Raw genomic sequence first — 23,624 nt, 5'->3', positions numbered from 1 at the left:
AGCGCCGAGAGTAGTTGGGGGATCGCTCCCTGCGAGGGTAGGACGTCGCCATGCACAATTGAACTTTGGCACCTTATGTCTTAGGGGCCTTGGATACTGGAGAGTTGTCCGAGCTGGCCGAAGGAGCATCATTGGAAATGATGTAAACGGGTTAAAGCCTGTTTCAAGGGTTCGAATCCCTTACTCTCCGTTGTATGACCCGTTGGTCAAGTGGTTAAGACACCGCCCTTTCACGGCGGTAACATGGGTTCAAATCCCGTACGGGTCACTTTTTGGAGGATTAGCTCAGTTGGGAGAGCGTCTGCCTTACAAGCAGAGGGTCACAGGTTCGAGCCCTGTATCCTCCATCAACAATAATTTGCTTTTTTACCCAAGAAAGCGTATCATAGTTATTGTTAATTTTATTAGTTACCTCAATGGCTCGGTAGCTCAGTCGGTAGAGCAACGGATTGAAGCTCCGTGTGTCGGCGGTTCGATTCCGTCCCGCGCCATTTATGGAGGGGTAGCGAAGTCTGGCTAAACGCGGCGGACTGTAAATCCGCTCCTTCGGGTTCGGTGGTTCGAATCCACTCCCCTCCATTTTTTATAGGGATATAGTTTAATGGTAGAACTACGGTCTCCAAAACCGTCAGTGTGGGTTCAACTCCTACTATCCCTGCTTAACTGAATATCTTGGCGGTATTGGTGAAGTGGTTAACACACCGGTTTGTGGATCCGGCACGCGTGGGTTCGATCCCCACATACCGCCCTTTGATTGGGTTTTGGCCAAGTGATGATGTTGTGGACTTTGACTCCATCATGTTAATTGATTGATTTCCTGATCGCTAGTAACATGGTGGTATAGCCAAGTGGTAAGGCAGAGGTCTGCAAAACCTTCATCACCGGTTCAAATCCGGTTACCACCTTATGATTGTCAGTTTGCTTAGTGACACTTGATGCCGCTGTGGCGGAATTGGCAGACGCGCTGGACTCAAAATCCAGTTCCCGCAAGGGAGTGTGGGTTCGACCCCCACCGGCGGCATAATTGATGATCATAGGTTAAAAGACATCTTGTAAGTGTTTGAGCTTACAGGATGTCTTTTTTATTATCATTTAACCATCAAAGATTCGGAATTCAGTGAAATAAGGAGCCAGTTTAGGTAAATGGTTTATGGTAAACTAGCGAAGTCCTAGTTGTTAAGGACCCTCATACACTTTGTGCAAGCTGACACGTACCATCCCAATCGTGTTTAGCTCAAGAGCTGTGATCTACGCACAGCTCTTTTTATGCGTTTTTCGGAAACTTTAATTACGTTATATTGTCAATGAAACCTCTATGGGATCCGAAGTCCTGCTTTGTGGGTTTAATTAAAACAGCCGTATGATTTAAAGTATAAATCATACGACTGGCAAGTTAGCATAGCAATTTGGTACCTGATTAGATCAATGAATGGGATAAAATATTCAGATTGAAACAACAATCTTATGTTTTTGAATCAGGCTCTTATTCGACATCAATTAACTGTTCAGCTTGCCGAACCGCCTTTGTGTAGAAGAATCCGTCACGCACAAGACGCCCCAGCTGTGCGGACCCATGAGCCAGTTTATGATATTGAACGTCATCCATTGCGTAGAAAATATCTTCAATATCGCCAATACTGTCAATGACAAGTGCAGCATTGGCGGCTCGTAGAATTGGTGCGGACGCTGCTCGAGCATTGACAATGATTGGTAATCCAGCTGCAAGAAACAGGGATACCTTATGTGAGAGATTCAGCGTTTGATAGTTTGCAAAGTGACCAGCATCCGAATCAACATCAAAAGCGAGTCCAAAGCCGTAGTTAATTAAGTTCGGCATTTTATCAGGGGTTAGGTACCCGGTGTACGAAATTGAGTCGTGAAGTTGATCGATATGATCGATAGCCTCTTCGCGAGCAAAAATATCAATGGGAATATGTGATTGCCATCCTTGCATATAGGTGGCTTTGTAGGGAGAACCAGCAAAAATGAGTTTCTTCATGTATGTTGCTGGTAGAATTTCTCCCTCTGAAAGGTAGTCGTGAAGATCAAGCACGACCATCGGGACATTAACCCCATCCAAAAGAAGCTGTTGATTCATCGCTTGAGAGAGGGTAATTAACACGTCTGCTTGTTGCAGTGCGCTGACCGTAGCTGCTTTATCTGCGGTGTCATAGCGTAGGTAATCAATATTAAGCGTGATTAGAATCAATTTAACCTGTTTTTCTTTGATCTTGGTTAGAAAGGCCAAATCATCTTGTTCCCGTCCTTTACCTGATGGAAAAGGAAAGAGGAGGACATCATCGCGCCGCATTTGTTCGATATTCTGATCAAAATTATTTTGTTCATCCGATTCAAAACTTAAATAGCCTAGTTTACTAGCAATCGACACAATGTCTTTTCTGACCTTATGAGAGGATAAAATAATTTTTGAATGGGCATGAGCCACGTATTTTGCCAATATAACCGCCTCCTTAACTTAATTATAACTAACCATACCACGTCAATTAACGGAATGCAGTAGCCTAAGCTCAGAAAAGCCGGATTTGTTGTCTTAAATGAAAGCCAATATGAGGGCCCTTATTGATGTAAACGTTATTTTTATGCATAATAAAGTGAAAAAATGAAGAAAAAAGGATTATTATGCAACTTTTTTGATATTTTCACTTGCTTTTAATCAAGGTTTAATTTATGATATCTGTAGTATAAAAAAACAGATTTATGCATTCTATATTTCAATAAAGGGGTGTTATTGCCCTTGCTTCGGGATAAACAAGGGACACATTAAAAGAATGCCTGAATAAATATTCAATGTCATTAGGATGGAACTGTTGAGGAGGAAATTGAGATGAAAAAGTGGATGAAGAAAAGTTGGTTAGTCGCACTTAGTGTGGTGATGGTGCTATCCGTTGGGCTTGCCGGTTGTGGCAGCAAGAGCTCAGATAATAGTGTTAAAAAGATTCAGGATAAAGGAACTTTGGTTGTCGGAACTTCTGCCGATTACGCACCATTTGAATTTCCGATCGTTAAGAATGGTAAGAAGCAAATTACTGGTTACGATATTTTAATCGCCCAAAAGATTGCGGATGAACTAGGCGTTAAGCTGAAGGTTCAAAATACTGAATTTACATCATTGATTTCTGATTTGAAGGGTAACAAAGTTGATCTGGTAATGGCCGGGATGGTTTCAACTAATGCTCGTAAGAAACAGGTCGCTTTTTCAAAGAGTTACTACACTGTTCGCAACGTTTTGTTAGTTAAGAAGCAGGATGCAAACAAGTTCAACACGATTGCTGATACGAAGGGTGCTCAAATTGGGGCACAACAAACGACCACACAAGAAAGCATCGCCAAGGAGCAAACGAAGGCAACGGTCGTTTCAGAAGGTTTGGTTACGAGCTTGACGACAGAATTGCTAAACGGTAAACTTGACGGAGTTGTCGTTGAAAATGAAATTGCTGATAACTACTTGAAGAATTACCCTGATAAGTATGCGGTTGCCAAGGTTAACTTGACGACACCTAAGTCACAACGTTATATCAACGTTGCTGCTCGGAAGGGTGACAAGAAGCTGATGAAGAAAGTTAACAAAGTTATCACTAAGCTTCAGAAGAACGGTGACATGGATAAATTATTGCAAAAATCACAAGATCTTCAATCGAAGTACGGAAAATAAAAAGGAGTATGTAAATGTTTAGTTTCCTAGGCCAGTATTATCCGTTGTTCTTAGACGGAACTGCATTAACAATTATTATTTCAATTATTGGGGTTGCTCTGGGGATCGTCCTTGGACTCATCATGGTGCTGATGCGTTTGTCACATCTCAAAGTATTACAGTGGATTTCACGACTTTATATTTCAATTGTCCGTGGAACACCATCGATGATCCAAGTGATGTTGATCTATTACACCTTATCAAAAGTTTTGCCGATTCCTTCAATTCAGTTCCTTGGATCTGGGTTGGACCGGATGATTCCAGGTGCGATCGCGTTGGGGATTAATTCAGGCGCTTATACGGCTGAAATCTTCCGTTCAGGAATTATTTCAATTGCTAAGGGACAAACTGAAGCAGGGATGTCTTTGGGACTTAGTGGCCGTCAAACTATGTTTTCAATTGTCCTGCCACAAGCAGTGCGGAATATCTTGCCGGCTTTAGGAAATGAATTCATTACTCTGATTAAGGAATCTTCAGTATTGTTCTATATTGGGGTTCAAGAAGTAACTGCCCAAGCACTGGGGGTCGGTGGAACCTTGTACGATTTCGTGCCACCTCTGCTCGTGGCTGCGGTGATCTACTTCGTCTTGACGCAAGTTCTTGCACAAGTGATGAAGGTATTTGAGAAACGGATGGGTAGTAAGTACGCCCACTAAATAATTATATGGAACGATGAGAGTCTGCCAATTATCTTTGGCGGCTCTTTTTTTGATTGAAAATGATTATCCCCTTAACAAGTTAGTCGCAACTACTTGAATTTGGCTGTGAGGTCGCATATTCTTTTTAGAAGCGGCTGGTTTACCGGATTGGACAACCAGCAATGACACAGTATCGGACAGTGGGGAGTCAGCATGTATTACGAATTTGAAATTGGGAACTTGTTTTTAATCATGGGCGTTATTGCCGTGTGTAAGTGGTTAGAAGATCGATTAAATACGATCAGGTTGACGTCTGTGATGGTCGATACGACGATTGCGACTATCTTGTTTGGAATGCTCGTCTTTTTGCATACGGAAGTTGTGACGTTTAAAAATTATAGTGCCGGGGCAGTTTCGTTTGACTGGGTCTTTTTAAACATCCAAATTATTCTATACGTCTATTTGGCCGTGACGGTATCGTCACGAATTGGGATGGCTTTTTTGACCGGTACCTTAATTCTGTTTTATTGGGAGCGGGGATTCTTTTCCGATTGGCGAGCATGGCTGACGTTTATCTTTGTTTTGGTAGGCTCACTATTGATTTGCCGCTATGCCGAATGGCTGTTGCGGCAGTTTTGGCGAATTTGGTTAGCAACGCTAATTGTGAGTGTGGCTGTGTGGTACACGGTTGCTATGACAATGGTCAACGATACTTTTGCTGATTGGGCAATTAATTTTTTGATGTTCAACATTCAATTCTTAATTGTGAACGCTTTTAATATTCGACTAAGACGCGATTATAATCGTGAAATGATGCTGGCCAATCAAGTCAGTCACGATGAACTTACGGGATTAAAGAACTTTCGCGCATTTAGTACGGAGCTTAATACGTTTTATACGGCGTTTCAGGAACAGTCTCAATCTTTTGTGCTCATTACAATGGACATTGATCATTTTAAGCACATCAATGATACGTTTGGTCATTTGGTTGGTAATGATGTGCTCCAACAAACGGCACGGGTGTTGGCACACTTGATTGATCAAGAAGGCGCCCCTAATCAAGCCTACCGGACCGGTGGTGAGGAGTTTAGCCTACTGATGCCAGTTAAAAATCGGGATGAAGCTTGGCTAAAGGACTTTTGTCAACGGATTCAGCAAACCATTCGGCAGCAGCAGATGATTGTTAATCAGCAGGCGGTCCAATGGACGGTGTCGATTGGCTGTGATGACGTGATACAAGACGACGATAGCTACCTTGAAGTGTACCGACGGGCGGATAAAGATTTGTATCATTCTAAGGAAAATGGCCGTAATATGATTACTATCCGCGGGGAATCTGTTCAGGTCGGATAGGCTAGATTAGAATGTCTCTTGTTAGGAAAGTGACAAAAAAGGTCAAAAAAGTTTCTGCATATTTTCATTTATCAAATACTAAATTTGGCTTTTCATTTGCTTAAAAATGATGTAGAATTTAAACACTGTCTATTCGAAGATCCGTAACCTATCGATTGTTTCGCATCATAATCGAACGATTAATCGAATCTCAAATAAGGTGTAAAAATGCACCAAAAGTTGCTCCTGCATAAAGCACAACATATTGTATTAGCTCAAAAAAGCCGATACTATATGTTGTGTTTTTGCTATTTATGGGCTAACATAACGAGTGTAGAAACTAAGAAATTTACAGCAAAAGAAATGCTGATGTTCGGGGGAATTGATGATGAATTTACAAATTGCAATTGAGACACAAACGGCCGTCTTAAAGGCTTTGAAAGTAATTAAACGTGACGGAACACCTACTAATTTTTACCCATATAAAATTAACTTAGTCCTCCAACAATTAGGCGCAGATCAAGCGGTGAGCGACTTTGTTTTCCAATCACTCTACGATCAATTTAATGATCGTCAGGAAGTTGAAACAGCAGAGATTGCTGGTGCCATTAAGGAAGCATTGATCGAAGCTAATCATGATGATTTGGCACAAAGCTACCAAGCCTATTACGAGCAATCAGAAGCCAACTTTAAGCAGGCCACTGATCCAACCTACCGCTTAAATAAGTTGTTTAACCAGTCCGATACAGTTGTTCATGAAAATGCGAATAAGGATAGTAAAGTATTTAATACCCAACGTGATCTGGAAGCTGGTTCTGTGAGCCGTGCCTTGGGGTTACAAATGATGCCAGAAGTAGTGGCTAAGGCCCATCTGCGTGGTGATATTCATTGGCACGATTTGGACTATTCACCAGTAACGCCCGAGACCAATTGTTGCTTGATTGATTTTGATGAAATGCTCAAAAATGGATTTAAGATCGGAAATGCGTGGGTGGCTTCACCGAAGTCAATTCAAACGGCTACCGCGCAAATGGCACAGATCATTGCTAATGTGGCATCGTTACAGTACGGGGGATGTTCCGCAAACCGTGTCGATCAACTGCTAGCACCATATGCCCAATTGAACTACGACAAGCACATGAAAGATGCCGAGGAATGGATTGCGCCTGAAAAACGGGAGGCCTTCGCCCAAAAGAAGACCAAGAAGGACATTTACGACGCCATGCAGGCCCTCGAATACGAAATTAATACCTTGTACTCATCACAAGGCCAGACGCCATTTACGACCGTTAATTTCGGTTTAGGAACTAATTGGATTGAACGTGAAATTCAAAAGGCGATCCTAGAGATCCGGATCAAAGGGTTGGGGAAGGAACACAGAACCGCCATTTTCCCTAAGCTGGTGTTCACCGTTAAACGTGGATTGAACCTAGATGTAACGGATCCCAACTATGATATCAAGCAACTCGCACTCGAATGTTCAACCAAGCGGATGTACCCTGATCTATTAATGTATGACAAGATCAAAGAAATTACTGGAAGTTTCAAAACTCCGATGGGATGTCGGTCATTTCTCCAAGGCTGGAAGGATGATAATGGGGTAGAAGTGAATTCTGGACGAATGAATTTGGGTGTGGTGACGGTCAACCTTCCACGGGTGGCACTAGAAGCACAGGGTGACAAAGACTTGTTCTGGGATATTATGAAAGAAAAGATGACTTTGTGTAAGCAAGCTCTGGACTATCGTATTGAACGGACTAAGGAAGCGAAACCAGAAAACGCCCCGTTACTCTATATGTATGGTGCATTTGGAAAGCGACTAGATAAAGATGATAGTGTTGATGAGTTCTTCAAGAATAGTCGTGCAACGGTTTCTCTTGGCTATATCGGACTTTATGAAGTCTGCACCACATTCTTCGGTCCCCAATGGGAAGACGATCCTGAAGCCCATGATTTTGCGGAAGCAATCGTGAAGTATATGTCTGACGACTGTAAAGCATGGGAAAAGGAAGAAGGCTACCACTTCAGCCTGTATTCAACGCCGGCTGAATCATTGACTGACACATTCTGTCAGGCCGATTTGAAGAAGTTCGGGAAAGTTGAAGACGTGACCGACAAGGAATACTACACAAATAGTTTCCACTATGATGTTCGCAAACACCCAACACCATTCCAGAAGCTGTCATTTGAAGAGATCTTTCCGAAGTACGCTGCGGGTGGTTTTATCCACTACTGCGAGTATCCAAACCTACGTCAAAATCCTAAGGCGCTTGAAGCTGTCTGGGATTGGGCCTACGATCATGTTGGTTATTTGGGGACGAATACTGCAATTGATCAATGCTTCAAGTGTGGTTTCCATGGTGACTTTAAGGCCACTGCTAAGGGCTTCCAATGCCCACAATGTGGTAATCACGATCCGCAATATTGTGATGTTGTGAAGCGGACTTGTGGTTACTTAGGTAATCCACAACAACGGCCAATGGTTCATGGCCGGCATCTTGAAATTTCAGCACGAGTAAAGCATATGTCAGGAGATATGATTAAACATGCCGCAGAACACGAAAAAGCCAAACAATCCGATGCCGAAAGAGTGGTTGGCTAAGGATCATAGTCTAGGCTATATTGCGAGCTATAAGCCCTTCAATTTTGTTGATGGTGAAGGTGTTCGTTGCAGTCTCTACGTTAGTGGATGCCTGTTTAACTGCCCTGGTTGCTACAATAAAATTGCGCAAAATTTTCACTTTGGTCATCCCTACACGCAGGAACTAGAGGACCAAATTATTAAGGATATGAGTGAGTCTTACGTTCAAGGATTAACCCTGCTAGGGGGAGAACCCTTCCTCAATACTCAAGTTTGCATCCAGTTGTGCAAGCGAGTTCGAAAAGAATTTGGTCACGATAAGGATATTTGGTCGTGGACTGGGTATAAGTGGGATGAATTGATGAAAGAATCAGACGATAAATTAGAACTTTTATCGCTTCTCGATATCCTTGTTGATGATCGGTTTATGCTTGATAAAAAGGATTTAACCCTTCAATTCCGGGGAAGCTCTAATCAACGAATCATCGATGTTCCTAAGTCACTGGCACAAAATGAAGTTGTGATTTGGGATAAACTCGTTCGATAAAAAATAAAGGCCTCGATTAACATTGACGTTAGTCGAGGCCTTTTGTTGTGTTTTTTAATCGGATAACTCGTTCAGGAGCGTGGCTAGTCGCCGCTGAAGATCATTGATTTGTGCAGGCTGCAGTCTCGGATAACTCATTCGGACGCAGTTTTGGTGAACGCCAAACAAGAAATCTGGTCGAACAAGGACTTTGTGATGTAGGAATTGATGGTAGTCGCTTAACGTCAATGAGTGTCTCGTGTGTAAATGAACCCAGAAACTATTACCATTTTGCGGCAGTTGATAACTAAGCTGGTTTGATTGAACAAACGGTGCCAAACAGGCGGCTAAAAGGGCCTGTTGTTGGTAAAGTTGCTGCTGCTGGGCGTTGATTTGATCAACAAGAATGGATTGGTTGAGTAGTTGGGTGGCAACAATTTGTGGAAAGATACTGATCCCAGCTTCCATTTGTTGTCGAATTTCGGCGAGACGCACCGTGACGGCACTCGGTGCAATTAGCCAGCCAATGCGCGTATGGGCCCCCGTAAGCGTTGATAGTGAGCCTACGTAGAGTACGTTATCGAAGTCGAGTGCTTTGAGCGGTTGAATGGGGTGCTGGGTCACGGCGTTTGTGAGTCCATGCGGATCATCTTCCACGATGGGAAGTTGGAGACGATGACAGCATGTAATCAGTGCCTGACGGGCCGCAAGGGGCATCGTACGACTGGTTGGATTTTGCCCCGTAGGATTGACGAATAAGAATCGTAAATGGTGCTGATAGTATAGTTTTTGTAAAACCTCAAGGTCCAAGCTCCCATCATCATTAAGTGGTACCCCAAAAACCCGAATACCGGCTGCCTGGAAGAGTGACAGCTGATAAAAGTAGGACGGCGCTTCAATAGCAATGGCGTCTCCGTATGAGAGTAGTCCCTGGGTGATTAAGTAAAAGGCTTGTTGCGCGCCCGAGGTAATGAGAATTTGGTCAGGTGTCAGTGCGGTGCCGAGAACCGGTGACAATCGGTGAACTAGCGCGGTTTTAAGGCTGGTTGCACCAGTGATGGCAGTCTGTGTTTCTTGGTTAAGTAGTTCATCGGATGACAAATCGCGTAGGGTGATCGGTAAAGCTAAATTAGACGTGATACTAGCGTGCGAGAGATTGATGCTGGCTGGATCGGCTTCAAGGTGTCGTAATTGAACCATGTAGTGTTCGGGATCACTGAGTCGGCCGGTGGTGAGGTAGCTTTGCCAATTAACTGATTGGGAGAGGACGCCCCATTTGCCGGAGTTAACCCAGGTGCCGCTACCGATTTTTCGGATGAGAATCCCGCGACTGACTAGTTCATTAAAGGCATGCTGAACGGTAGACCGGTTGATATGAAGTGATTGTGCTAATTGTCGTTCTGGCGGGAGCCGTGATCCGGGGAGTAATTGACCGGTCGTGATCGCGGTTGAAATTAAATTTATCAACTTTAAGTATGGTGCATCAGTACCCGTTGGAAGTTGCCAGTTCATTTTTAAAGACCCTCTTTGAAATTGGTTGGGATAAATACCTGCCAATTGGTGGTTTGAATTGGTCCTAGGATACCATAAGATAAAGCCAATTTTCAATGAAAGATGGAGGAATTTAAAATGACACAAACAGGAACGACACTTGTTAAACGCGGAATGGCACAGATGCAAAAAGGTGGCGTCATTATGGACGTTGCTAATGTAGAACAGGCTCGAGTGGCAGAGGCTGCGGGCGCGGTGGCCGTAATGGCATTGGAACGGGTTCCTTCAGATATCCGGGCGGCCGGTGGGGTTGCTCGGATGTCTGATCCGGCCATGATTAAGGCGATTGAAGCCGCCGTGACGATTCCAGTGATGGCAAAGGCTCGGATTGGCCATTTGGCCGAAGCCCGAATTCTGGAGGCCATTGGCGTAGACTATATTGATGAGAGTGAAGTTTTGACGCCAGCCGACGATAATTACCACATTAACAAGACCAAGTTTACGGTGCCGTTTGTTTGTGGATGCCGCAACTTGGGCGAGGCACTACGGCGAATTGGTGAAGGGGCTTCGATGCTTAGAACTAAGGGCGAACCAGGGACCGGTAATATTATTGAAGCGGTGCGGCATATGGAGAAAGTGAATGAGCAAATTGCCCATGTGCAGGCAGCCAATGAGGATCAGTTGATTTCAATCGCGCGTGATTTACGGGCACCGTACGAATTAGTCCAGGAAGTTCATGAAACTGGCAAGCTCCCCGTGATTAACTTTGCGGCCGGTGGGGTTTCAACTCCGGCTGATGCGGCATTGATGATGAATCTTGATGCTGACGGAATTTTTGTGGGGTCCGGAATCTTTAAGTCAGAAAACCCGGCCAAGTTTGCCAAGGCGATTGTGACGGCTACGGCTCATCCAACCGATTGGGATCTGATTGCCCGTGTTTCCGAAAACCTGGGTAATCCAATGAAGGGAATCGAAATTTCAACATTATCAGAAGATCAAAAGATGGCTAGCCGTGGCGTTTAGAATGGGAGTGAAGTGAATGGTGATTGGCGTTTTAGCTTTGCAAGGAGCGGTAAGTGAGCATGTGGTCAAGCTCCAAGCCTGTGGTGTAGCTACAAAACTAATTAATGAATTATCAGATTTAGCGGGGATTGACGGTATCGTCATTCCCGGTGGTGAGAGTACCACGATCCGAAAGTTATTGGTGCGTGAACAGATGTTGACGCCGCTCAAACAACTAGTTAAAAGTGGGCTACCAGTATTTGGAACGTGTGCGGGGTTAGTCCTGTTGGCGCAACCCGACTCGTTGGATGGGTTAAATGGGCAGGTTGAGCGTAATGGATTTGGCCGCCAGCGTGAAAGTTTTGAAACTGAGCTAACTGTAATGGGCTGGTCACGGCCATTCCATGGGGTCTTTATCCGGGCCCCATTTTTAACCCGTGTTGAGACGCCCGCCAAGCCAATTGTCACGTTGCCTGACGGACGCATCGTTGCTGCGCAACAGGCCAATGTATTGGTGACCGCGTTTCACCCAGAATTAACGGATGATGGTCGGTTTCATCAACTGTTTATCGACGAAATTGTTCGTGGCAGAGGATGACCAATTAAAAAGAGTAGGAAACGATAACGTTTCCTACTCTTTTTAATTTTGCCACGGCTTATTCGTGGTTATTGTAGCTAGTTGTTTTTGAAAGAGCTGCCGTTCTTGTCGTCGTTCCTGCACGCGCTGTTCGTAGCCGGCACACATTGCCTGTTGCTCTTCGGTTTGGGGGATGACACGATTGTATTTTACCTGAGCGAGCTGATCTTCAATTACGAAGGTCGCAAAGCATGTAAAGCCCAGAAAGGTTTGTCCTGTTGTGAGATCCTTGCCGATGATTTTAGCGAAGACTTCAATTGAACGATGCCCCATGCCGGTGACGTAGGCCTCAAGGTTCATTGAGTTGTGAAGTTGAAATGGGGCAATAAAGTTAACGTGGTCCAGTTTGGCCGTCACGACCGTTTGTCGCGCAACTTCCATTGCAGCCAGTGAGGCTTCACGATCAACAATATTAAGCGTGATACCACCAAATAAGGTGCCGTGTTCGTTGAGTTCGTCTGGGAAAATCCGGTGAGCGGAAATCGCCAGTGTTTCATTACAAGTGATACTAGGTTGTGCTGTCATTGCTGTCACTCCGATTTAGTAGGATGCTTTTTTACTTGGTAGTAGTATACCGGAATTCCGATGAGAACAAAAATAAACGAAATTAGAACACCTTGCCAGTCCGACATTACTTCACTGATAAGAACGAAGAGAGAACCACCAATTGCAATCAATGGCGTGATGGGATACAGCGGAATGGAGAAGTCGCGCTTAGCGTTTGGGTTGCGACGTCGAAGAATTGTGGGGCCAAAAAAGGCCATCACATAAAAGCAGTATACGGTGAAAATACAAAGTTCTGACAGTCGATCGGCGTCAAAGAAAATAATCATGATTGCTGCGATAAACAGTGTGGTGATTGTGCACCAGATGGGGGTGTGGGTCTTAGGATTTAAGTAAGCTAAGTATTTGTGGAATGGTAGCTCACGGTCCCGTGCCATTGCGTACATAATGCGAGGGAAGGTCATGATTTTGCCATTCATACAACCGACGATAGAAATAATAATGCCAATACTGAGAATCTTACCACCAATGGCGCCAAAATCTTTGGTGGCCATGTAAGGGATCGCGCCGGTGCCGAGTTCGTGGATTTTCGTGGCAGGCAAGCTACGAAAGACACCGTAACTGACGAGCAGGTAAATCACCAAGACGGCCAAAATTCCGAGGACGATTGCCTGCGGGAGCCGTTTACTGGGATTTTTGATTTCACCACCAAGATTAGCGACTAAGATCCAGCCATCAAAGGCAAAGAGGGTAGCCAAGATGGCGACGCCGAATCCACCAGCTGATTGATGGACGGTCTCGATCGAATGACCAAGGGCACTCTGGTCACCAAAGAAGAGCCCAAAGATGATTAAGGCGGCAACGGGAACTAGTTTGCAGATCGTTGTCACGATCGCGAAGCCGGCACCGTAGCGGTTAGAAAAGAGATTCAAAACACCAACGGCAATGACGGCAATTAGTGCAATGGGAACGGTCCACTGGTGGGGGATGTGGAAAAAGTCAATTAGGAGTAGTGACAAGTAAGCTCCCAGCGAGGCAATCATGGCCGGACCATAAATAATGATCTGCATCCAGCCGGATAAAAAGCCCCAGATACGGCCGTAGATGTTTTCCATGTAGACGTATAGGCCACCGGTATGGGGCATTTGAGAGGCAATTTCGGCGATGGTTAAACCAGCCGTCAGGGTAATTAACCCCCCAGCTAGCCACGCCAGAAGGGCGCCAGTCGTTGAACCCGCATCGTCAAGGACGGCAGATTGACGAACAAAGATCCCAACTCCGATGATTGTGCCAACAACAAGTGATAACGCGGACCAGAGGCCGAGCGAACGACTTAGTTCAACAGGTTCTGTTTCATTTTTTTTCATGTATCAAGTACCTAGTCTTCCTATGTATTGTGTAACGAATTTAATAGTACTAATAATGAGATTAAATTGCAAATCAGAGCGTGCTATTGGGGGATAAGGAACACATAATGAATAAAAAAAGCTGACATAGTTGTGAATCTGTTGATGTTAGGGGCAAAACGTTGACACTTGTCGTGATTTTCGCTAATTTTGAGCATAGTTAAAGATAATTTATTTAAGGATGGTGGTTAGAATGGCTAAACGAGCACGGTTAGCTGATTTGGATCAAGACTTTGAAAATGCTAATCTTAATCGGCACGAGGTTGCCTTGTGGGAGGATGGTATGCGAACGGACGCAGCCGGCGAAAACTATGAGTGGTGGTATTTTGATGCTAATTTAGCGGATGGCTCACAATTAGTGATCACATTTTACGCTAAATCGGTTGTTGACCCCTCTAACGGATTGAAGCCAATGATCGATATTGACTTAACGCGGCCAGATGGGACGAAAATTAGCCATACAATGCATTTTAGCCCCACAGAATTTACGGCTTCTGATCAACGGGCGGAAATAAAAATTGCTGGCAATTATTTTCGGGGTGATTTGAATCATTATGTCATTCATGTACAGGCTGAAGATATTACCGTTATGGTCGACGCACACAATATCGTTCCCGCATGGCGTCGAAACGTGGCGATCTTTTTTGGTGACCAAGACGAAACTAATTTTGGCTGGTTACCGGCTACACCACGTGGAATTGCGGATGTGACGATGACGACGCAGAAAGGAACCGAACAATTATCAGGGAATTGTTACCACGATCATAATTGGGGTAATGTTGCCTTAATGAAAGTGATGCACCATTGGTATTGGGGGCGCGCTAACATTGATGATTACACCGTTATTTCAAGTTATATGACTGCAGAGAAAAAGTATGGCTATCAGACCTTACCAGTTTTTATGCTTGCCAAAGGCGATCGTATTTTGGCTGATGATCCAAAGTATCTCACGTATGAAGAATCGGATCGGCAAATTGATGATGTGACGGGTAAGCCATACCATAAAGCGGTGAGTTACGATTATAACGACGGAAAACAACATTACCGGATTACCTACTTATGGGAACAGACCATCACGCAGGATCGAATGATCGATCAGGTAAGCGGGGTCAAGCACGTGCTGGCCAAACTAACCGGATTTGACGGTGCTTATCTGCGGTTCTCTGGCAAAGTTCGCTTGGACGTCTATCAAGGTGAGACGATCAGTGAGACCCATGAAAGTCAGGGATTATGGGAAGAGATGTACTTTGGGAAAACTATAAATTAGTAGCTAGTAAAACGAGACTATGAGTGCTCGTTTTTTATTTTGTAATTGCATTTGGGTTTAACAGTTGTTCGACCAATTGAGCGACCTCTTCGATATCAGTATCTTGGTGGGAATGCCAATCAACGAGAACCTGAGTTAATCCGGCGGCGATAAAACTATGACTATAATGGTTATTTTTTTCAGTCGTGAGTTGGAGTGAAGCCATGCAGTCTTGCGCGTAAGTTGTAAGAAGGGGTTCTAGATGATTGTCGAGTAACAAATTAAAAATAGTCGCATATTTTTGATAGAATGCGAAAAACAAAGTAATTAGTGCGTGCAGTGTAATCGGCTGCCTGTTGAGTGTTTGTTGAAACTCGACGAAGAGACCTTGAATACGACACTTGATAACATCCTCTTTGCTGGTGAAAATTTGGTAAAAGGTCTGGCGTGATAGTTGAGCTTCTTGTGTCAGTTGGCGCACGGTAATATCGGCAAATGTATCATGCTGTAACAAGGTGAACATTGCATCGACAAGTAATGTTTGTGAGCGAAGTGCGGTTGGATTCGTGCCAGTATACATAAAAAAGTCTCCTTGTATTAGTGATTAATAAATTGGTGAGTTACTATGCTGCTAGCATGTAATGGTGCACTAGACTTGTCAAGCGATGTTTCGATGTCATCAATTGAAGTGAATGATAAAAAAAAGGTGGTAACCATGATGGCTACTGCCTTTAAATACTTGGTGATATTAATTTTGAGCAACGGCAAACTTGATCATTTCGGAAAATTCAACGGCTAGGTGCCATTTATGACCGTTGATGATCTCGGTTGGTGTAGCAGATGGTAGGTATGCTGCCAGGATAGCATCGAAGCCCGTTGCAGTGGGACGAATTTGGTGATAAGCACGCCAGCCCTGTCCCAAATCATCATTATCACTACTCAATGCAACGTAGCCGTTCATTTGGATGGGATAGGTTGGATCGGGAACGACCGGTTTAAAGTCACCTTGTTCGACGTATAGGTTCATTTCTGTTGGTTCGCCAAAACAGCCAAATGTTTCAATAATGTGTTGGCCAGCTGTGAGTGAGCCATCGCTATAGAAGTGTTCTGGATTGATGCGAGCTGCAAAATCACTTCCCAACTCACTTCCTAGGACAGCTTGTAGTTGTGGCATGCTAATACCTTCAACGTGCAGTTTAACCTGACCTTCTTGAAGATGATCACGACCGTCGGATTGTTCAGCAACTTGATGCCAAAAATGATCGGCCGTTGCGAGAGGTTCTGCATAGAGCTGTTTGAATTGGGGCAGGGAATACTGTGCCTTGAGATCCAGCAACCGTTGCTTAGCTTCGGGGTATGGAAGGTAGTCAATGGCAGAATCTGATAAATTGACTGGTGCACCAAGAGCTTTCATTTCGTGCAAGACGTGCTTGATTCGTAGAGCTTGAACCTGGTCTAAAGTTTGTTGTGATACGGGTGTATCGTCAATTGTGACTTCTATTTTTAAATTATCCATGTAATCGATCTCCTTTATTGAGTGTCAGTTGTGAGACTATCTGTATCGTAACAGGGATTGGGGAATATCAGAACCACAATAGTTAACAGTTTGCCGGATTATCCAACACAGTGTAGAATAAAAATAAGAATGGGGATGAAATCATGGATCAACGCTATGAACGAACGGATCGAGAGATTAAACGGACTTTTGTGACTAGCATTCAACGATCAGGTTATGACGCATTGACAGTGGCGCAATTGGCCCGTGACAGTCTTGTGGATCGGTCGACATTTTACGCGCACTATGCGGGGGTGTATGAATTGGCCACAGCAGTGATGATGGACTATATTACGGTTATCGAAGATACTCTGAACCAGAGTTTACGTGAGTCACGGTCCATGACGATGGATCACTATCAATTTTTTTCGACCCATTTAATGACCTATCTGATTACCAATACGACAGTCCTACAACAGTTGCGCCTCATTTCACTGGGAACCAATAGCTTTGATGCCCAGTGCCGCCGCCTCTTTCGAAAATTTTATCAACAAGTTTTTCATCTCAATGAGGATAATTTTACCGTCTATTTGTTTGTGAATATGGCAATGAGTGATCTAGATTTCATTCTGGAACGACAACGAGTACCACAACGGCAGGAACTGAAACAGAGTTTGCGGCAAATTGAGAGGTTATTGGAATCGATCAATAATGACAATTAAAAAGCATGGTTGCGTCCGATAGACAGAATGCGACCATGCTTTATTTATTTAAGTAGTAACAGAAAGTCCGTCAATGTTTTTTTCACGTCTGCCAGTTCAGGTAATTGTTTATGTGTGACGAAGTAATCGAATAAATTAACTAATAAGGAAGAAATAATGACTTTTTCAAACGCCGTCATTTCTTCTGGCAAGAACTGGTTGAAATGTTGGATCATAACCTGTTGTAGTTTCTTTTCAAGTGAAGGTTGATCCGTTTGAATGGTTAATAGAGCGTTAAGCGTGTCAAAACGGTGGGCAACAAGCTGCTGTACTTCGGGGAATAAGATACCAAATGACTCTTCAAATGATACATTTTGGGCTTTAAGCACGAGTCGTTTTTCCAGTTCCTGATCGTAGATTGCGACGAAGTCATCAATCATTTCATCAGCGAGTTGATACTTATCTTCATAGTGTTTATAAAAGGTTTGTCGATTGATCAAGGCGGTATCCGCGATCGATTTAACCGTCACGTGTTTGAAACCGACTTGATTGACTAACTGGATGAAAGCACGTTGAATGTTAGCTTTGGTGCGTCGAATTCTTAAGTCTGTCATAAAAGGTCTCCTTTAACAATATTATAGCATATGTCAAATTAGGCGACATTTGTCAATATATGTACAGATAAGGACCCGTTGTACAAGGAAATGCAACTTGAGCCAGATGAATGCGCCCTCTATACTTTTTATGAAAGCAAAGAGAAGGGGGAATAAAAAGATGTTTAAAATATTCAAACAGGCAGGAGTTTGGCTTGCGATGGTAGCGGTGATCGCGATAATTGGTATTTTTTCATTTCTACAAATTGGAGTTAAAAATAATATTAAGCTCCATCAAGTTCCAGTGGCACTTGTGAATGAGGATTCTGGGCAAACCAGTACGAAGTTAGTGAAGCAGCTAAAAAAGAAATTTGCGGGTCATGACGCTCAAATTAAATGGGTTGTCGTCAAACATCAAAAAGATCTCAAACAGGGATTTAATGATAAAAAATACTATGGCGCGCTCATTATTGATCATGATTTTTCTCAACAATTGGGACAGTCTCAGAACTATTTAAAGGCGTTGGTCACAAAAGATAAACTGACGGCGATGGTGCAAAAGAATGCTGCATTGACAACGAGTTTGTCACCGCAAATTAAGGCTGCAGAAGCACAACTCGCCCAAACACCAACGAGTGCAAAGATGACGGTAATCGTGAATCAGGGGATGAACGCAACCGTGGCGCAAGCCCTTACGACGGCCTTACCAGCTATGGGCAATGCGATGAACCAGAAAATTAGTCAGCAGGAAAAAACAGTTCTTCAGCAAAACGACGTTAGTCTTTCGGCGGCGAGTTGGCAGACAATTTCTAATCCAATCAAGGTAACGCAAAAAAAAGTTAACAAAATCCCAAGTAAGAGTGTTAGTGGTGCTGCACCGATGTTAACCATCGTCTTTGCCTGGTTGGGGTCACTAATCGGATCAATGCTGTTATGGCGGGTTTACCATAAAAATAAACCGAATGGTCGTTGGACGATTAAGCACATTACCAGTCAGTTATTAGCTGGTGCGGTGATGAGTGTTGTCGTGGCGCTATCATTTTACTTTTTTGCCCATACCTGTTTTGCGATGGCGGTACCCAATGCCAGCGAATTCATTTGGATTCTAATGGGCAATGTATTTGTCTTCTTCTTGTTGCAAACCTGTATTCTTGACTGGGCCGGATTTAAAGGCTGGCCGTTGATTATTGTGCTATGGTTATGCGCGGCAGCAGTGTTAGCCTATGCGCCAGAAATTATGCCGGCCCTTTACCGAAACTGGATTTACAGTTGGATTCCGATGCGCTTTAGTGCAGATATGATTACCAATGCCCTGTACTTTACGAACGGGTCGGCGACGACGATGAGTTCTGCGTGGGTGATCGGCATTATCGGTGTGGTGGCCTTGATTTTGATCTATCTATTACCTCTAAAGAAGGATCGTCAAGGAATTTTAAAGTAGTATTGATTGAAAGGGAGTGTTGACGAATGAATCATCAAATGATTGAAACCATTTTTGCTGAAACCCTGAATCAATTACACTTATCTGAACCCCAAAAGGGCGTCTTGCGAGCAAGCTTGACGCTCTTTTCTGCTAAGGGCTTCGAAAAAACCACTGCCCATGATATTGCACGCATGTCAGGTGTTTCTGAAAACATAGTTCCCGATAAAGCGTCGCTGCTAGCTGCGGTTGTGACACCAATGATCAACCATGTGGTGCCTGAGTCGTTTGACGCGCTCTTAGCGGAATTTCAGGCCAAAACGGCTATGAGTTTTACGGAAGTGTTGACCACCATTTTTCAGGAAAGATTGGCATTTGTCGATCAAAACCGATTGCAATTACGAGTGTTGTATCGGGAGGCGCTTAATCAGCCATTGATTCGAGCACAATTAGCGGAAAAACGGCAACAATTATTTCAAAATAGTACGATAAATGAATTATTTACGCGTTACCAAGTAAGCGGCGAGTTGTAAACTGGGCTGGTTATGATATTTTACGGCTAATTTTGTCGGTATGGCTAGGGGCTATATTACCGCGAATCATGACGGATCAGCCCAATCTGAATCAACAACAAGTTGTGCAGCAAGTGACGACGTTTCTGTGTCACGGGTTACGCCCTAATTGTGGGGATCAGCGCTAATAGAAAATGGTCCGGATCAATAATGACTGCACCAAAATTTGTCTGAGTAATTCCATACAAATTTCGGTGAAATAACGTTATAATACCGATATACGGGTTATGAGTTAAAAATAATGGGCTACTAAAAATGGGGTACAATAAAATAATGATGGATAATCGAGCATTCTATGACGATATCGTAGATCATCGGACGATTGCGGATTCGATGAAGTTAGCTGAAAGTTTTATGATTCGTTACCGAACAGCGATGGATTTTGTAATTGATAAGCTTAATTTTTTAAGTCGCGAGTTTAAACTACAAAACGACTATGATTTAGTGGATAGCATGCAGCATCGTATCAAAACACCGGATAGTATTTTGGAAAAGGTTGATCGAAAACACTTACCAAAAACGCGTGATACAATTTTTAACCAACTGCATGATATTGCCGGAGTCCGAGTGATTACGCGGTTTATTAGTGACGTGTATACGCTGGAAGACATGTTGCTTGAGCAGCCGGATATTAAGGTTGTCACTAAAAAAGACTATATTAAGCATCCCAAAGAAAACGGGTATCGTAGTTTACATTTGATTGTGACTGTGCCAATTTATTTGACGAATGGAACCGAAAATATTGCTGTTGAAATTCAAATTCGAACGATTGCAATGAATTTTTGGGCATCCGTCGAACACGAATTAAACTATAAAAAAGATATTCCCAATAAGCAGATGATTCGCGAGGATCTCTCGCACACTGCGACCTATGTGGCCCATTTGGATCAAAAGATGGATCATTTGCGTGATGATATTTGGAGTGAAAAAGAAGATCAGTAAAAAAGTAATTGACATTTAATTATGAGCGTTTTATGATAATAACAACATAAATATTAAAAAACGATGAAAAGATGAGTAGCAGTTAACACCTTTTTAGAGAGCCTCTGGTTGGTGAAAAGGGGTAAGGTTGGTGATTGTGAATATGGTCTTGAAGTGAGGAATGTTGAGCGTATGCGAGGCATTCATGGGGACGCCCATTACCGCGTGCGAGTATGATTGTACTCAGCGAGGGAGTGTATGTGAATACATTCTAAATTAAGGTGGTAACACGAGAGATCGTCCTTACTTTTGCATAATGCAGAAGTAGGGATTTTTTTTATACTTTTTTAAATAACAAGGAGATCAAAAATTATGACAACACAAACTAAAATTGGCCCATATCGTTACGACATTGTTGGTAGTTTTTTACGGACACCTGCATTGAAGGATGCTTTAGCTAAGCACCGTGCTGGTGACTTGACGGATGAAGACTTCAAAGCGATTCAACAAACAGAAATTCAAAAACTGGTCGCCACTGAAGCACAGCATGGCCTGAAGGGGTTGACTGATGGTGAATTTAGTCGTAGCTGGTGGCATTTAGATTTTCTCTGGGGTCTTAATGGCGTGGCCAAGTACGATTACAAGGCCAGCTATAAGTTTAAGGGTGCTAAGACACGAACGGATAACGCCGAATTAACCGGTAAAGTGAGTTACAATCCCAATCATCCGTTTTTCGCGGCCTTTGAATATTTAAATTCAATCGTCCCAGCAGGAACCGTTGCTAAACAAACAATTCCATCTCCATCAATGCTCTTCCGAGACAATCGATCAGATAACTGGCCACAGTTTTATGATACTCGTGATGAATACCTTCATGCATTGGCAGATGCCTACCAACAAACGATTCTGCACTTCTACGAGTTAGGCGCACGCTACATTCAGATTGATGATACGACTTGGGCCTTTTTAATTAGTAAGTTAAATGAAACCAAGGATCAACCAGCAGAACACGCTAAATACGTTACGTTGGCTGAAGAATCAACGCGGGTGATTAACGAATTATTGGCTGGCTTACCAGAAGATTTAACCGTAACAACGCATATTTGCCGTGGTAACTTTAAGTCGACCTTTCTCTTTTCGGGTGGGTATGAAGCCGTTGCCCAATATTTAGGACAACTGGATTACGATGGGTTCTTCCTTGAATATGATAGTGACCGTGATGGCGATTTTGAACCATTAAAGACAATTTTTAATGGACGGACTGACAAAAAGATTGTGTTGGGACTTATTACATCGAAGGATGGTCAGTTGGAAGATCGGCAAGCAGTGATCAACCGGATTCATGAAGCGACGCAATATGTTCCGTTGGCTAACCTAGCTTTATCGACACAATGTGGATTTGCCTCAACTGAAGAAGGCAATGTTTTGACTGAGGAACAACAGTGGGCCAAAATTGATCTGGTAAAGTCGATTGCTGACGAAATTTGGGACGCTTAAATACTAAAGATTAACTTGAAGGGAAGTGAAAACATGCGGTTACAAATCATTTACTACTTACATTCCAATAAGACGACGACCGCCTGTTTTCTATTAGGAGACGGCATTGGTGATCAAGTCATGTACGGTTCGTTCGATTAGTTGATTAAACAGACGACTTACTTAAGTTTTTACTATTTGGAGGAATTTAATAATGACAGAACAAACTTTAACAAACCGTACAACTTCACCTTTTCGTTTTGATGTCGTGGGAAGCTTCTTACGTCCCGCAGCATTAAAGGCCGCTCGTAAGCAGTATGCCGCTGGAAACATTGCAGCAGCCGATTTAAAGCAGGTCGAGGATCAATCAATTATTGAATTAATCAAGAAAGAAGAAGCTGCGGGACTACAATCAATTACTGATGGTGAATTTCGTCGCAGCTGGTGGCACTTAGACTTTTTCTGGGGCTTAAATGGTGTGGAGAAGACGGCACTGGACCAGGGCTACATCTTTAATGATGAAGAAACGCGGGCTGAAACGGCACGCTTGAGTGGTAAAATTACGGGGACCAATCATCCATTCGTTGACCATTTTAAATTCCTGCGAGCGCATTTAGCTGATCCAAAGACGGCTAAACAAACGATTCCAGCCCCCGCACAGTTCATTGCCGAATTATACCGTCCTGAAAATATTGAAGCCACCAACAAGTACTATTCATCAGAAGCTGATTTGATTGCGGACATTGCCAAAGCTTATCAACAGGTGGCACTTGATCTTTACGATGCCGGCTTGCGGGTATTACAGCTGGATGATTGTACTTGGGGGATGTTAGCTGGATTCCATGCTGGTGCCAAGGATGGAACAAATAAAATTGACCAAGCCGAAATTGACAAGAACAAGGAACTATATGTAAACGTAAATAATGCCTTTATTGAGGGATTACCAGAGGATCTGATTGTGAATACGCATGATTGCCGTGGAAATTATCATTCAACATGGGCCTCAGCTGGTGGTTACGAAAGTGTTGCGGAACCTCTATTCACTCGAGAAAAAGTGCATGCATTCTTTCTTGAATATGACAATGATCGTTCAGGTGGTTTCGAACCGCTTGCTCAGATTCAAGATGATCAACTTGTGGTGTTAGGACTGATCACTTCTAAATCTGGTGAACTAGAAGATAAGCAAACTGTCATTGATCGAATCCATGAAGCAGCTAAGTATGTTCCGTTGGATCGACTATGTTTGAGTACACAATGTGGATTTGCTTCGACTGAAGAGGGGAATATTCTCACTGAAGATCAGCAATGGGCCAAGATCCAATTGGTTAAAGACGTTGCTGAAGAGGTTTGGGGCGCTTAGACAAACAAAAA

General features: G+C 43.4%; 21 protein-coding genes, 9 tRNA genes and 1 other annotated feature. Of the genes, 23 read left to right on the top strand and 7 right to left on the bottom strand.

Going from position 1 to position 23,624, the window contains the following annotated elements; all coding sequences use genetic code 11:
* The first annotated feature begins 98 nt into the window (after positions 1-98).
* From FC26_RS12300 to FC26_RS12260, 9 genes are all read left to right on the top strand, one after another.
* Positions 99-190, top strand: a tRNA-Ser gene (locus tag FC26_RS12300).
* Positions 191-196: 6 nt separating this feature from the next.
* Positions 197-268, top strand: a tRNA-Glu gene (locus FC26_RS12295).
* A gap of 6 nt (positions 269-274) precedes the next feature.
* A tRNA-Val gene (locus FC26_RS12290) sits at positions 275-347 on the top strand.
* Positions 348-418: 71 nt separating this feature from the next.
* Positions 419-491, top strand: a tRNA-Phe gene (locus FC26_RS12285).
* A gap of 5 nt (positions 492-496) precedes the next feature.
* Positions 497-579 (top strand) — tRNA-Tyr (locus tag FC26_RS12280).
* Between the two features lie 8 nt (positions 580-587).
* A tRNA-Trp gene (locus tag FC26_RS12275) sits at positions 588-658 on the top strand.
* 17 nt (positions 659-675) lie between these two features.
* A tRNA-His gene (locus FC26_RS12270) sits at positions 676-748 on the top strand.
* 86 nt (positions 749-834) lie between these two features.
* A tRNA-Cys gene (locus tag FC26_RS12265) sits at positions 835-905 on the top strand.
* A 32-nt stretch (positions 906-937) separates the two neighbouring features.
* Positions 938-1,021 (top strand) — tRNA-Leu (locus tag FC26_RS12260).
* A 462-nt stretch (positions 1,022-1,483) separates the two neighbouring features.
* On the opposite strand, the gene FC26_RS12255 is transcribed toward FC26_RS12260, so the two are convergent.
* On the bottom strand, positions 1,484-2,458 hold the full coding sequence (locus FC26_RS12255; RefSeq protein ID WP_057781326.1) for a glycosyltransferase: 975 nt from the start codon (positions 2,456-2,458) through the stop codon (positions 1,484-1,486).
* A gap of 387 nt (positions 2,459-2,845) precedes the next feature.
* Here FC26_RS12255 and FC26_RS12250 point away from each other — a divergent pair, with 387 nt between their 5' ends.
* The 5 genes from FC26_RS12250 to nrdG all read left to right on the top strand — a co-directional run bounded on the left by FC26_RS12250 (position 2,846) and on the right by nrdG (position 8,810).
* Positions 2,846-3,673 (top strand): transporter substrate-binding domain-containing protein, encoded by an 828-nt coding sequence (locus tag FC26_RS12250; RefSeq protein WP_057781323.1) that lies wholly within the window; start codon positions 2,846-2,848, stop codon positions 3,671-3,673.
* Between the two features lie 14 nt (positions 3,674-3,687).
* Positions 3,688-4,368: an amino acid ABC transporter permease gene (locus FC26_RS12245; protein ID WP_057781320.1), complete on the top strand. Its 681-nt coding sequence runs from the start codon at positions 3,688-3,690 to the stop codon at positions 4,366-4,368.
* Between the two features lie 195 nt (positions 4,369-4,563).
* The gene (locus FC26_RS12240; protein WP_057781317.1) at positions 4,564-5,703 is read left to right on the top strand and encodes a GGDEF domain-containing protein; all 1,140 of its coding nucleotides are present in this window, start codon (positions 4,564-4,566) and stop codon (positions 5,701-5,703) included.
* 364 nt (positions 5,704-6,067) lie between these two features.
* Positions 6,068-8,284: an anaerobic ribonucleoside-triphosphate reductase gene (gene nrdD / locus FC26_RS12230; protein WP_157061213.1), complete on the top strand. Its 2,217-nt coding sequence runs from the start codon at positions 6,068-6,070 to the stop codon at positions 8,282-8,284.
* Positions 8,229-8,810 (top strand): anaerobic ribonucleoside-triphosphate reductase activating protein, encoded by a 582-nt coding sequence (gene nrdG, locus FC26_RS12225; protein ID WP_057781308.1) that lies wholly within the window; start codon positions 8,229-8,231, stop codon positions 8,808-8,810. Before nrdD ends, nrdG begins: the two co-directional genes overlap by 56 nt.
* Before the next feature lie 54 nt (positions 8,811-8,864).
* Here the strand turns inward: nrdG and FC26_RS12220 are convergent, their stop codons facing one another.
* Positions 8,865-10,301: an aminotransferase-like domain-containing protein gene (locus tag FC26_RS12220; RefSeq protein WP_057781305.1), complete on the bottom strand. Its 1,437-nt coding sequence runs from the start codon at positions 10,299-10,301 to the stop codon at positions 8,865-8,867.
* Positions 10,302-10,418: 117 nt separating this feature from the next.
* Between FC26_RS12220 and pdxS the strand changes: the two genes are divergently transcribed.
* Both pdxS and pdxT read left to right on the top strand, forming a co-directional pair.
* Positions 10,419-11,303: a pyridoxal 5'-phosphate synthase lyase subunit PdxS gene (gene pdxS / locus FC26_RS12215; protein ID WP_057781302.1), complete on the top strand. Its 885-nt coding sequence runs from the start codon at positions 10,419-10,421 to the stop codon at positions 11,301-11,303.
* Between the two features lie 16 nt (positions 11,304-11,319).
* Positions 11,320-11,880, top strand: a complete 561-nt coding sequence (pdxT, locus tag FC26_RS12210) for a pyridoxal 5'-phosphate synthase glutaminase subunit PdxT (RefSeq protein ID WP_057781299.1) — start codon at positions 11,320-11,322, stop codon at positions 11,878-11,880.
* 42 nt (positions 11,881-11,922) lie between these two features.
* On the opposite strand, the gene FC26_RS12205 is transcribed toward pdxT, so the two are convergent.
* Both FC26_RS12205 and FC26_RS12200 read right to left on the bottom strand, forming a co-directional pair.
* On the bottom strand, positions 11,923-12,444 hold the full coding sequence (locus FC26_RS12205; RefSeq protein WP_057781296.1) for an acyl-CoA thioesterase: 522 nt from the start codon (positions 12,442-12,444) through the stop codon (positions 11,923-11,925).
* Between the two features lie 5 nt (positions 12,445-12,449).
* On the bottom strand, positions 12,450-13,790 hold the full coding sequence (locus FC26_RS12200; RefSeq protein WP_057781293.1) for an APC family permease: 1,341 nt from the start codon (positions 13,788-13,790) through the stop codon (positions 12,450-12,452).
* Between the two features lie 232 nt (positions 13,791-14,022).
* Here FC26_RS12200 and FC26_RS12195 point away from each other — a divergent pair, with 232 nt between their 5' ends.
* Positions 14,023-15,096 (top strand): hypothetical protein, encoded by a 1,074-nt coding sequence (locus FC26_RS12195; RefSeq protein WP_057781290.1) that lies wholly within the window; start codon positions 14,023-14,025, stop codon positions 15,094-15,096.
* 34 nt (positions 15,097-15,130) lie between these two features.
* Here the strand turns inward: FC26_RS12195 and FC26_RS12190 are convergent, their stop codons facing one another.
* On the bottom strand, positions 15,131-15,655 hold the full coding sequence (locus FC26_RS12190) for a TetR/AcrR family transcriptional regulator (RefSeq protein WP_057781287.1): 525 nt from the start codon (positions 15,653-15,655) through the stop codon (positions 15,131-15,133).
* Positions 15,656-15,823: 168 nt separating this feature from the next.
* Complete coding sequence (locus FC26_RS12185) at positions 15,824-16,591, bottom strand: hypothetical protein (protein WP_057781284.1); 768 nt, start codon at positions 16,589-16,591, stop codon at positions 15,824-15,826.
* 143 nt (positions 16,592-16,734) lie between these two features.
* Here FC26_RS12185 and FC26_RS12180 point away from each other — a divergent pair, with 143 nt between their 5' ends.
* Positions 16,735-17,292 (top strand): TetR/AcrR family transcriptional regulator, encoded by a 558-nt coding sequence (locus FC26_RS12180; protein ID WP_057781281.1) that lies wholly within the window; start codon positions 16,735-16,737, stop codon positions 17,290-17,292.
* 44 nt (positions 17,293-17,336) lie between these two features.
* Here the strand turns inward: FC26_RS12180 and FC26_RS12175 are convergent, their stop codons facing one another.
* A complete protein-coding gene (locus tag FC26_RS12175; protein ID WP_057781278.1) occupies positions 17,337-17,885 on the bottom strand; it encodes a TetR/AcrR family transcriptional regulator in 549 nt (182 codons plus the stop codon).
* 160 nt (positions 17,886-18,045) lie between these two features.
* Here FC26_RS12175 and FC26_RS12170 point away from each other — a divergent pair, with 160 nt between their 5' ends.
* The 5 genes from FC26_RS12170 (at position 18,046) to FC26_RS12150 (ending at position 23,613) form a co-directional block, all read left to right on the top strand.
* A complete protein-coding gene (locus FC26_RS12170) occupies positions 18,046-19,305 on the top strand; it encodes a YhgE/Pip domain-containing protein (RefSeq protein ID WP_057781275.1) in 1,260 nt (419 codons plus the stop codon).
* A 26-nt stretch (positions 19,306-19,331) separates the two neighbouring features.
* The gene (locus tag FC26_RS12165) at positions 19,332-19,817 is read left to right on the top strand and encodes a TetR/AcrR family transcriptional regulator (RefSeq protein ID WP_057781272.1); all 486 of its coding nucleotides are present in this window, start codon (positions 19,332-19,334) and stop codon (positions 19,815-19,817) included.
* A gap of 312 nt (positions 19,818-20,129) precedes the next feature.
* The gene (locus FC26_RS12160) at positions 20,130-20,798 is read left to right on the top strand and encodes a GTP pyrophosphokinase (protein ID WP_235809518.1); all 669 of its coding nucleotides are present in this window, start codon (positions 20,130-20,132) and stop codon (positions 20,796-20,798) included.
* A gap of 54 nt (positions 20,799-20,852) precedes the next feature.
* Positions 20,853-21,085 (top strand) — a binding site (T-box leader).
* Between the two features lie 64 nt (positions 21,086-21,149).
* A complete protein-coding gene (locus FC26_RS12155) occupies positions 21,150-22,274 on the top strand; it encodes a vitamin B12 independent methionine synthase (RefSeq protein WP_057781270.1) in 1,125 nt (374 codons plus the stop codon).
* 193 nt (positions 22,275-22,467) lie between these two features.
* Positions 22,468-23,613, top strand: coding sequence for a 5-methyltetrahydropteroyltriglutamate--homocysteine S-methyltransferase (locus tag FC26_RS12150; protein ID WP_057781267.1), 1,146 nt, complete (start codon positions 22,468-22,470; stop codon positions 23,611-23,613).
* Positions 23,614-23,624: the final 11 nt, after the last annotated feature.

This window comes from Paucilactobacillus vaccinostercus DSM 20634 (assembly GCF_001436295.1).
Taxonomy (GTDB): Bacteria; Bacillota; Bacilli; order Lactobacillales; family Lactobacillaceae; genus Paucilactobacillus; species Paucilactobacillus vaccinostercus.
Note: the sequence above shows the minus strand (reverse complement) of the source record. Positions and strands in the feature narration are given on the sequence as shown.

What these genes read in the sequence shown, in the direction of transcription:
- FC26_RS12190 (WP_057781287.1), bottom strand. Translation starts at nt 15,655, where the DNA reads ATGTATACTGGCACGAATCCAACCGCACTTCGCTCACAAACATTACTT.
- FC26_RS12185 (WP_057781284.1), bottom strand. Translation starts at nt 16,591, where the DNA reads ATGGATAATTTAAAAATAGAAGTCACAATTGACGATACACCCGTATCA.
- FC26_RS12195 (WP_057781290.1), top strand. Translation starts at nt 14,023, where the DNA reads ATGGCTAAACGAGCACGGTTAGCTGATTTGGATCAAGACTTTGAAAAT.
- FC26_RS12250 (WP_057781323.1), top strand. Translation starts at nt 2,846, where the DNA reads ATGAAAAAGTGGATGAAGAAAAGTTGGTTAGTCGCACTTAGTGTGGTG.
- FC26_RS12220 (WP_057781305.1), bottom strand. Translation starts at nt 10,301, where the DNA reads ATGAACTGGCAACTTCCAACGGGTACTGATGCACCATACTTAAAGTTG.
- FC26_RS12200 (WP_057781293.1), bottom strand. Translation starts at nt 13,790, where the DNA reads ATGAAAAAAAATGAAACAGAACCTGTTGAACTAAGTCGTTCGCTCGGC.
- FC26_RS12180 (WP_057781281.1), top strand. Translation starts at nt 16,735, where the DNA reads ATGGATCAACGCTATGAACGAACGGATCGAGAGATTAAACGGACTTTT.
- FC26_RS12165 (WP_057781272.1), top strand. Translation starts at nt 19,332, where the DNA reads ATGAATCATCAAATGATTGAAACCATTTTTGCTGAAACCCTGAATCAA.
- FC26_RS12150 (WP_057781267.1), top strand. Translation starts at nt 22,468, where the DNA reads ATGACAGAACAAACTTTAACAAACCGTACAACTTCACCTTTTCGTTTT.
- FC26_RS12245 (WP_057781320.1), top strand. Translation starts at nt 3,688, where the DNA reads ATGTTTAGTTTCCTAGGCCAGTATTATCCGTTGTTCTTAGACGGAACT.
- FC26_RS12240 (WP_057781317.1), top strand. Translation starts at nt 4,564, where the DNA reads ATGTATTACGAATTTGAAATTGGGAACTTGTTTTTAATCATGGGCGTT.
- FC26_RS12175 (WP_057781278.1), bottom strand. Translation starts at nt 17,885, where the DNA reads ATGACAGACTTAAGAATTCGACGCACCAAAGCTAACATTCAACGTGCT.
- nrdG (WP_057781308.1), top strand. Translation starts at nt 8,229, where the DNA reads ATGCCGCAGAACACGAAAAAGCCAAACAATCCGATGCCGAAAGAGTGG.
- FC26_RS12160 (WP_235809518.1), top strand. Translation starts at nt 20,130, where the DNA reads ATGATGGATAATCGAGCATTCTATGACGATATCGTAGATCATCGGACG.
- nrdD (WP_157061213.1), top strand. Translation starts at nt 6,068, where the DNA reads ATGATGAATTTACAAATTGCAATTGAGACACAAACGGCCGTCTTAAAG.
- FC26_RS12205 (WP_057781296.1), bottom strand. Translation starts at nt 12,444, where the DNA reads ATGACAGCACAACCTAGTATCACTTGTAATGAAACACTGGCGATTTCC.
- FC26_RS12170 (WP_057781275.1), top strand. Translation starts at nt 18,046, where the DNA reads ATGTTTAAAATATTCAAACAGGCAGGAGTTTGGCTTGCGATGGTAGCG.
- pdxT (WP_057781299.1), top strand. Translation starts at nt 11,320, where the DNA reads ATGGTGATTGGCGTTTTAGCTTTGCAAGGAGCGGTAAGTGAGCATGTG.
- pdxS (WP_057781302.1), top strand. Translation starts at nt 10,419, where the DNA reads ATGACACAAACAGGAACGACACTTGTTAAACGCGGAATGGCACAGATG.
- FC26_RS12155 (WP_057781270.1), top strand. Translation starts at nt 21,150, where the DNA reads ATGACAACACAAACTAAAATTGGCCCATATCGTTACGACATTGTTGGT.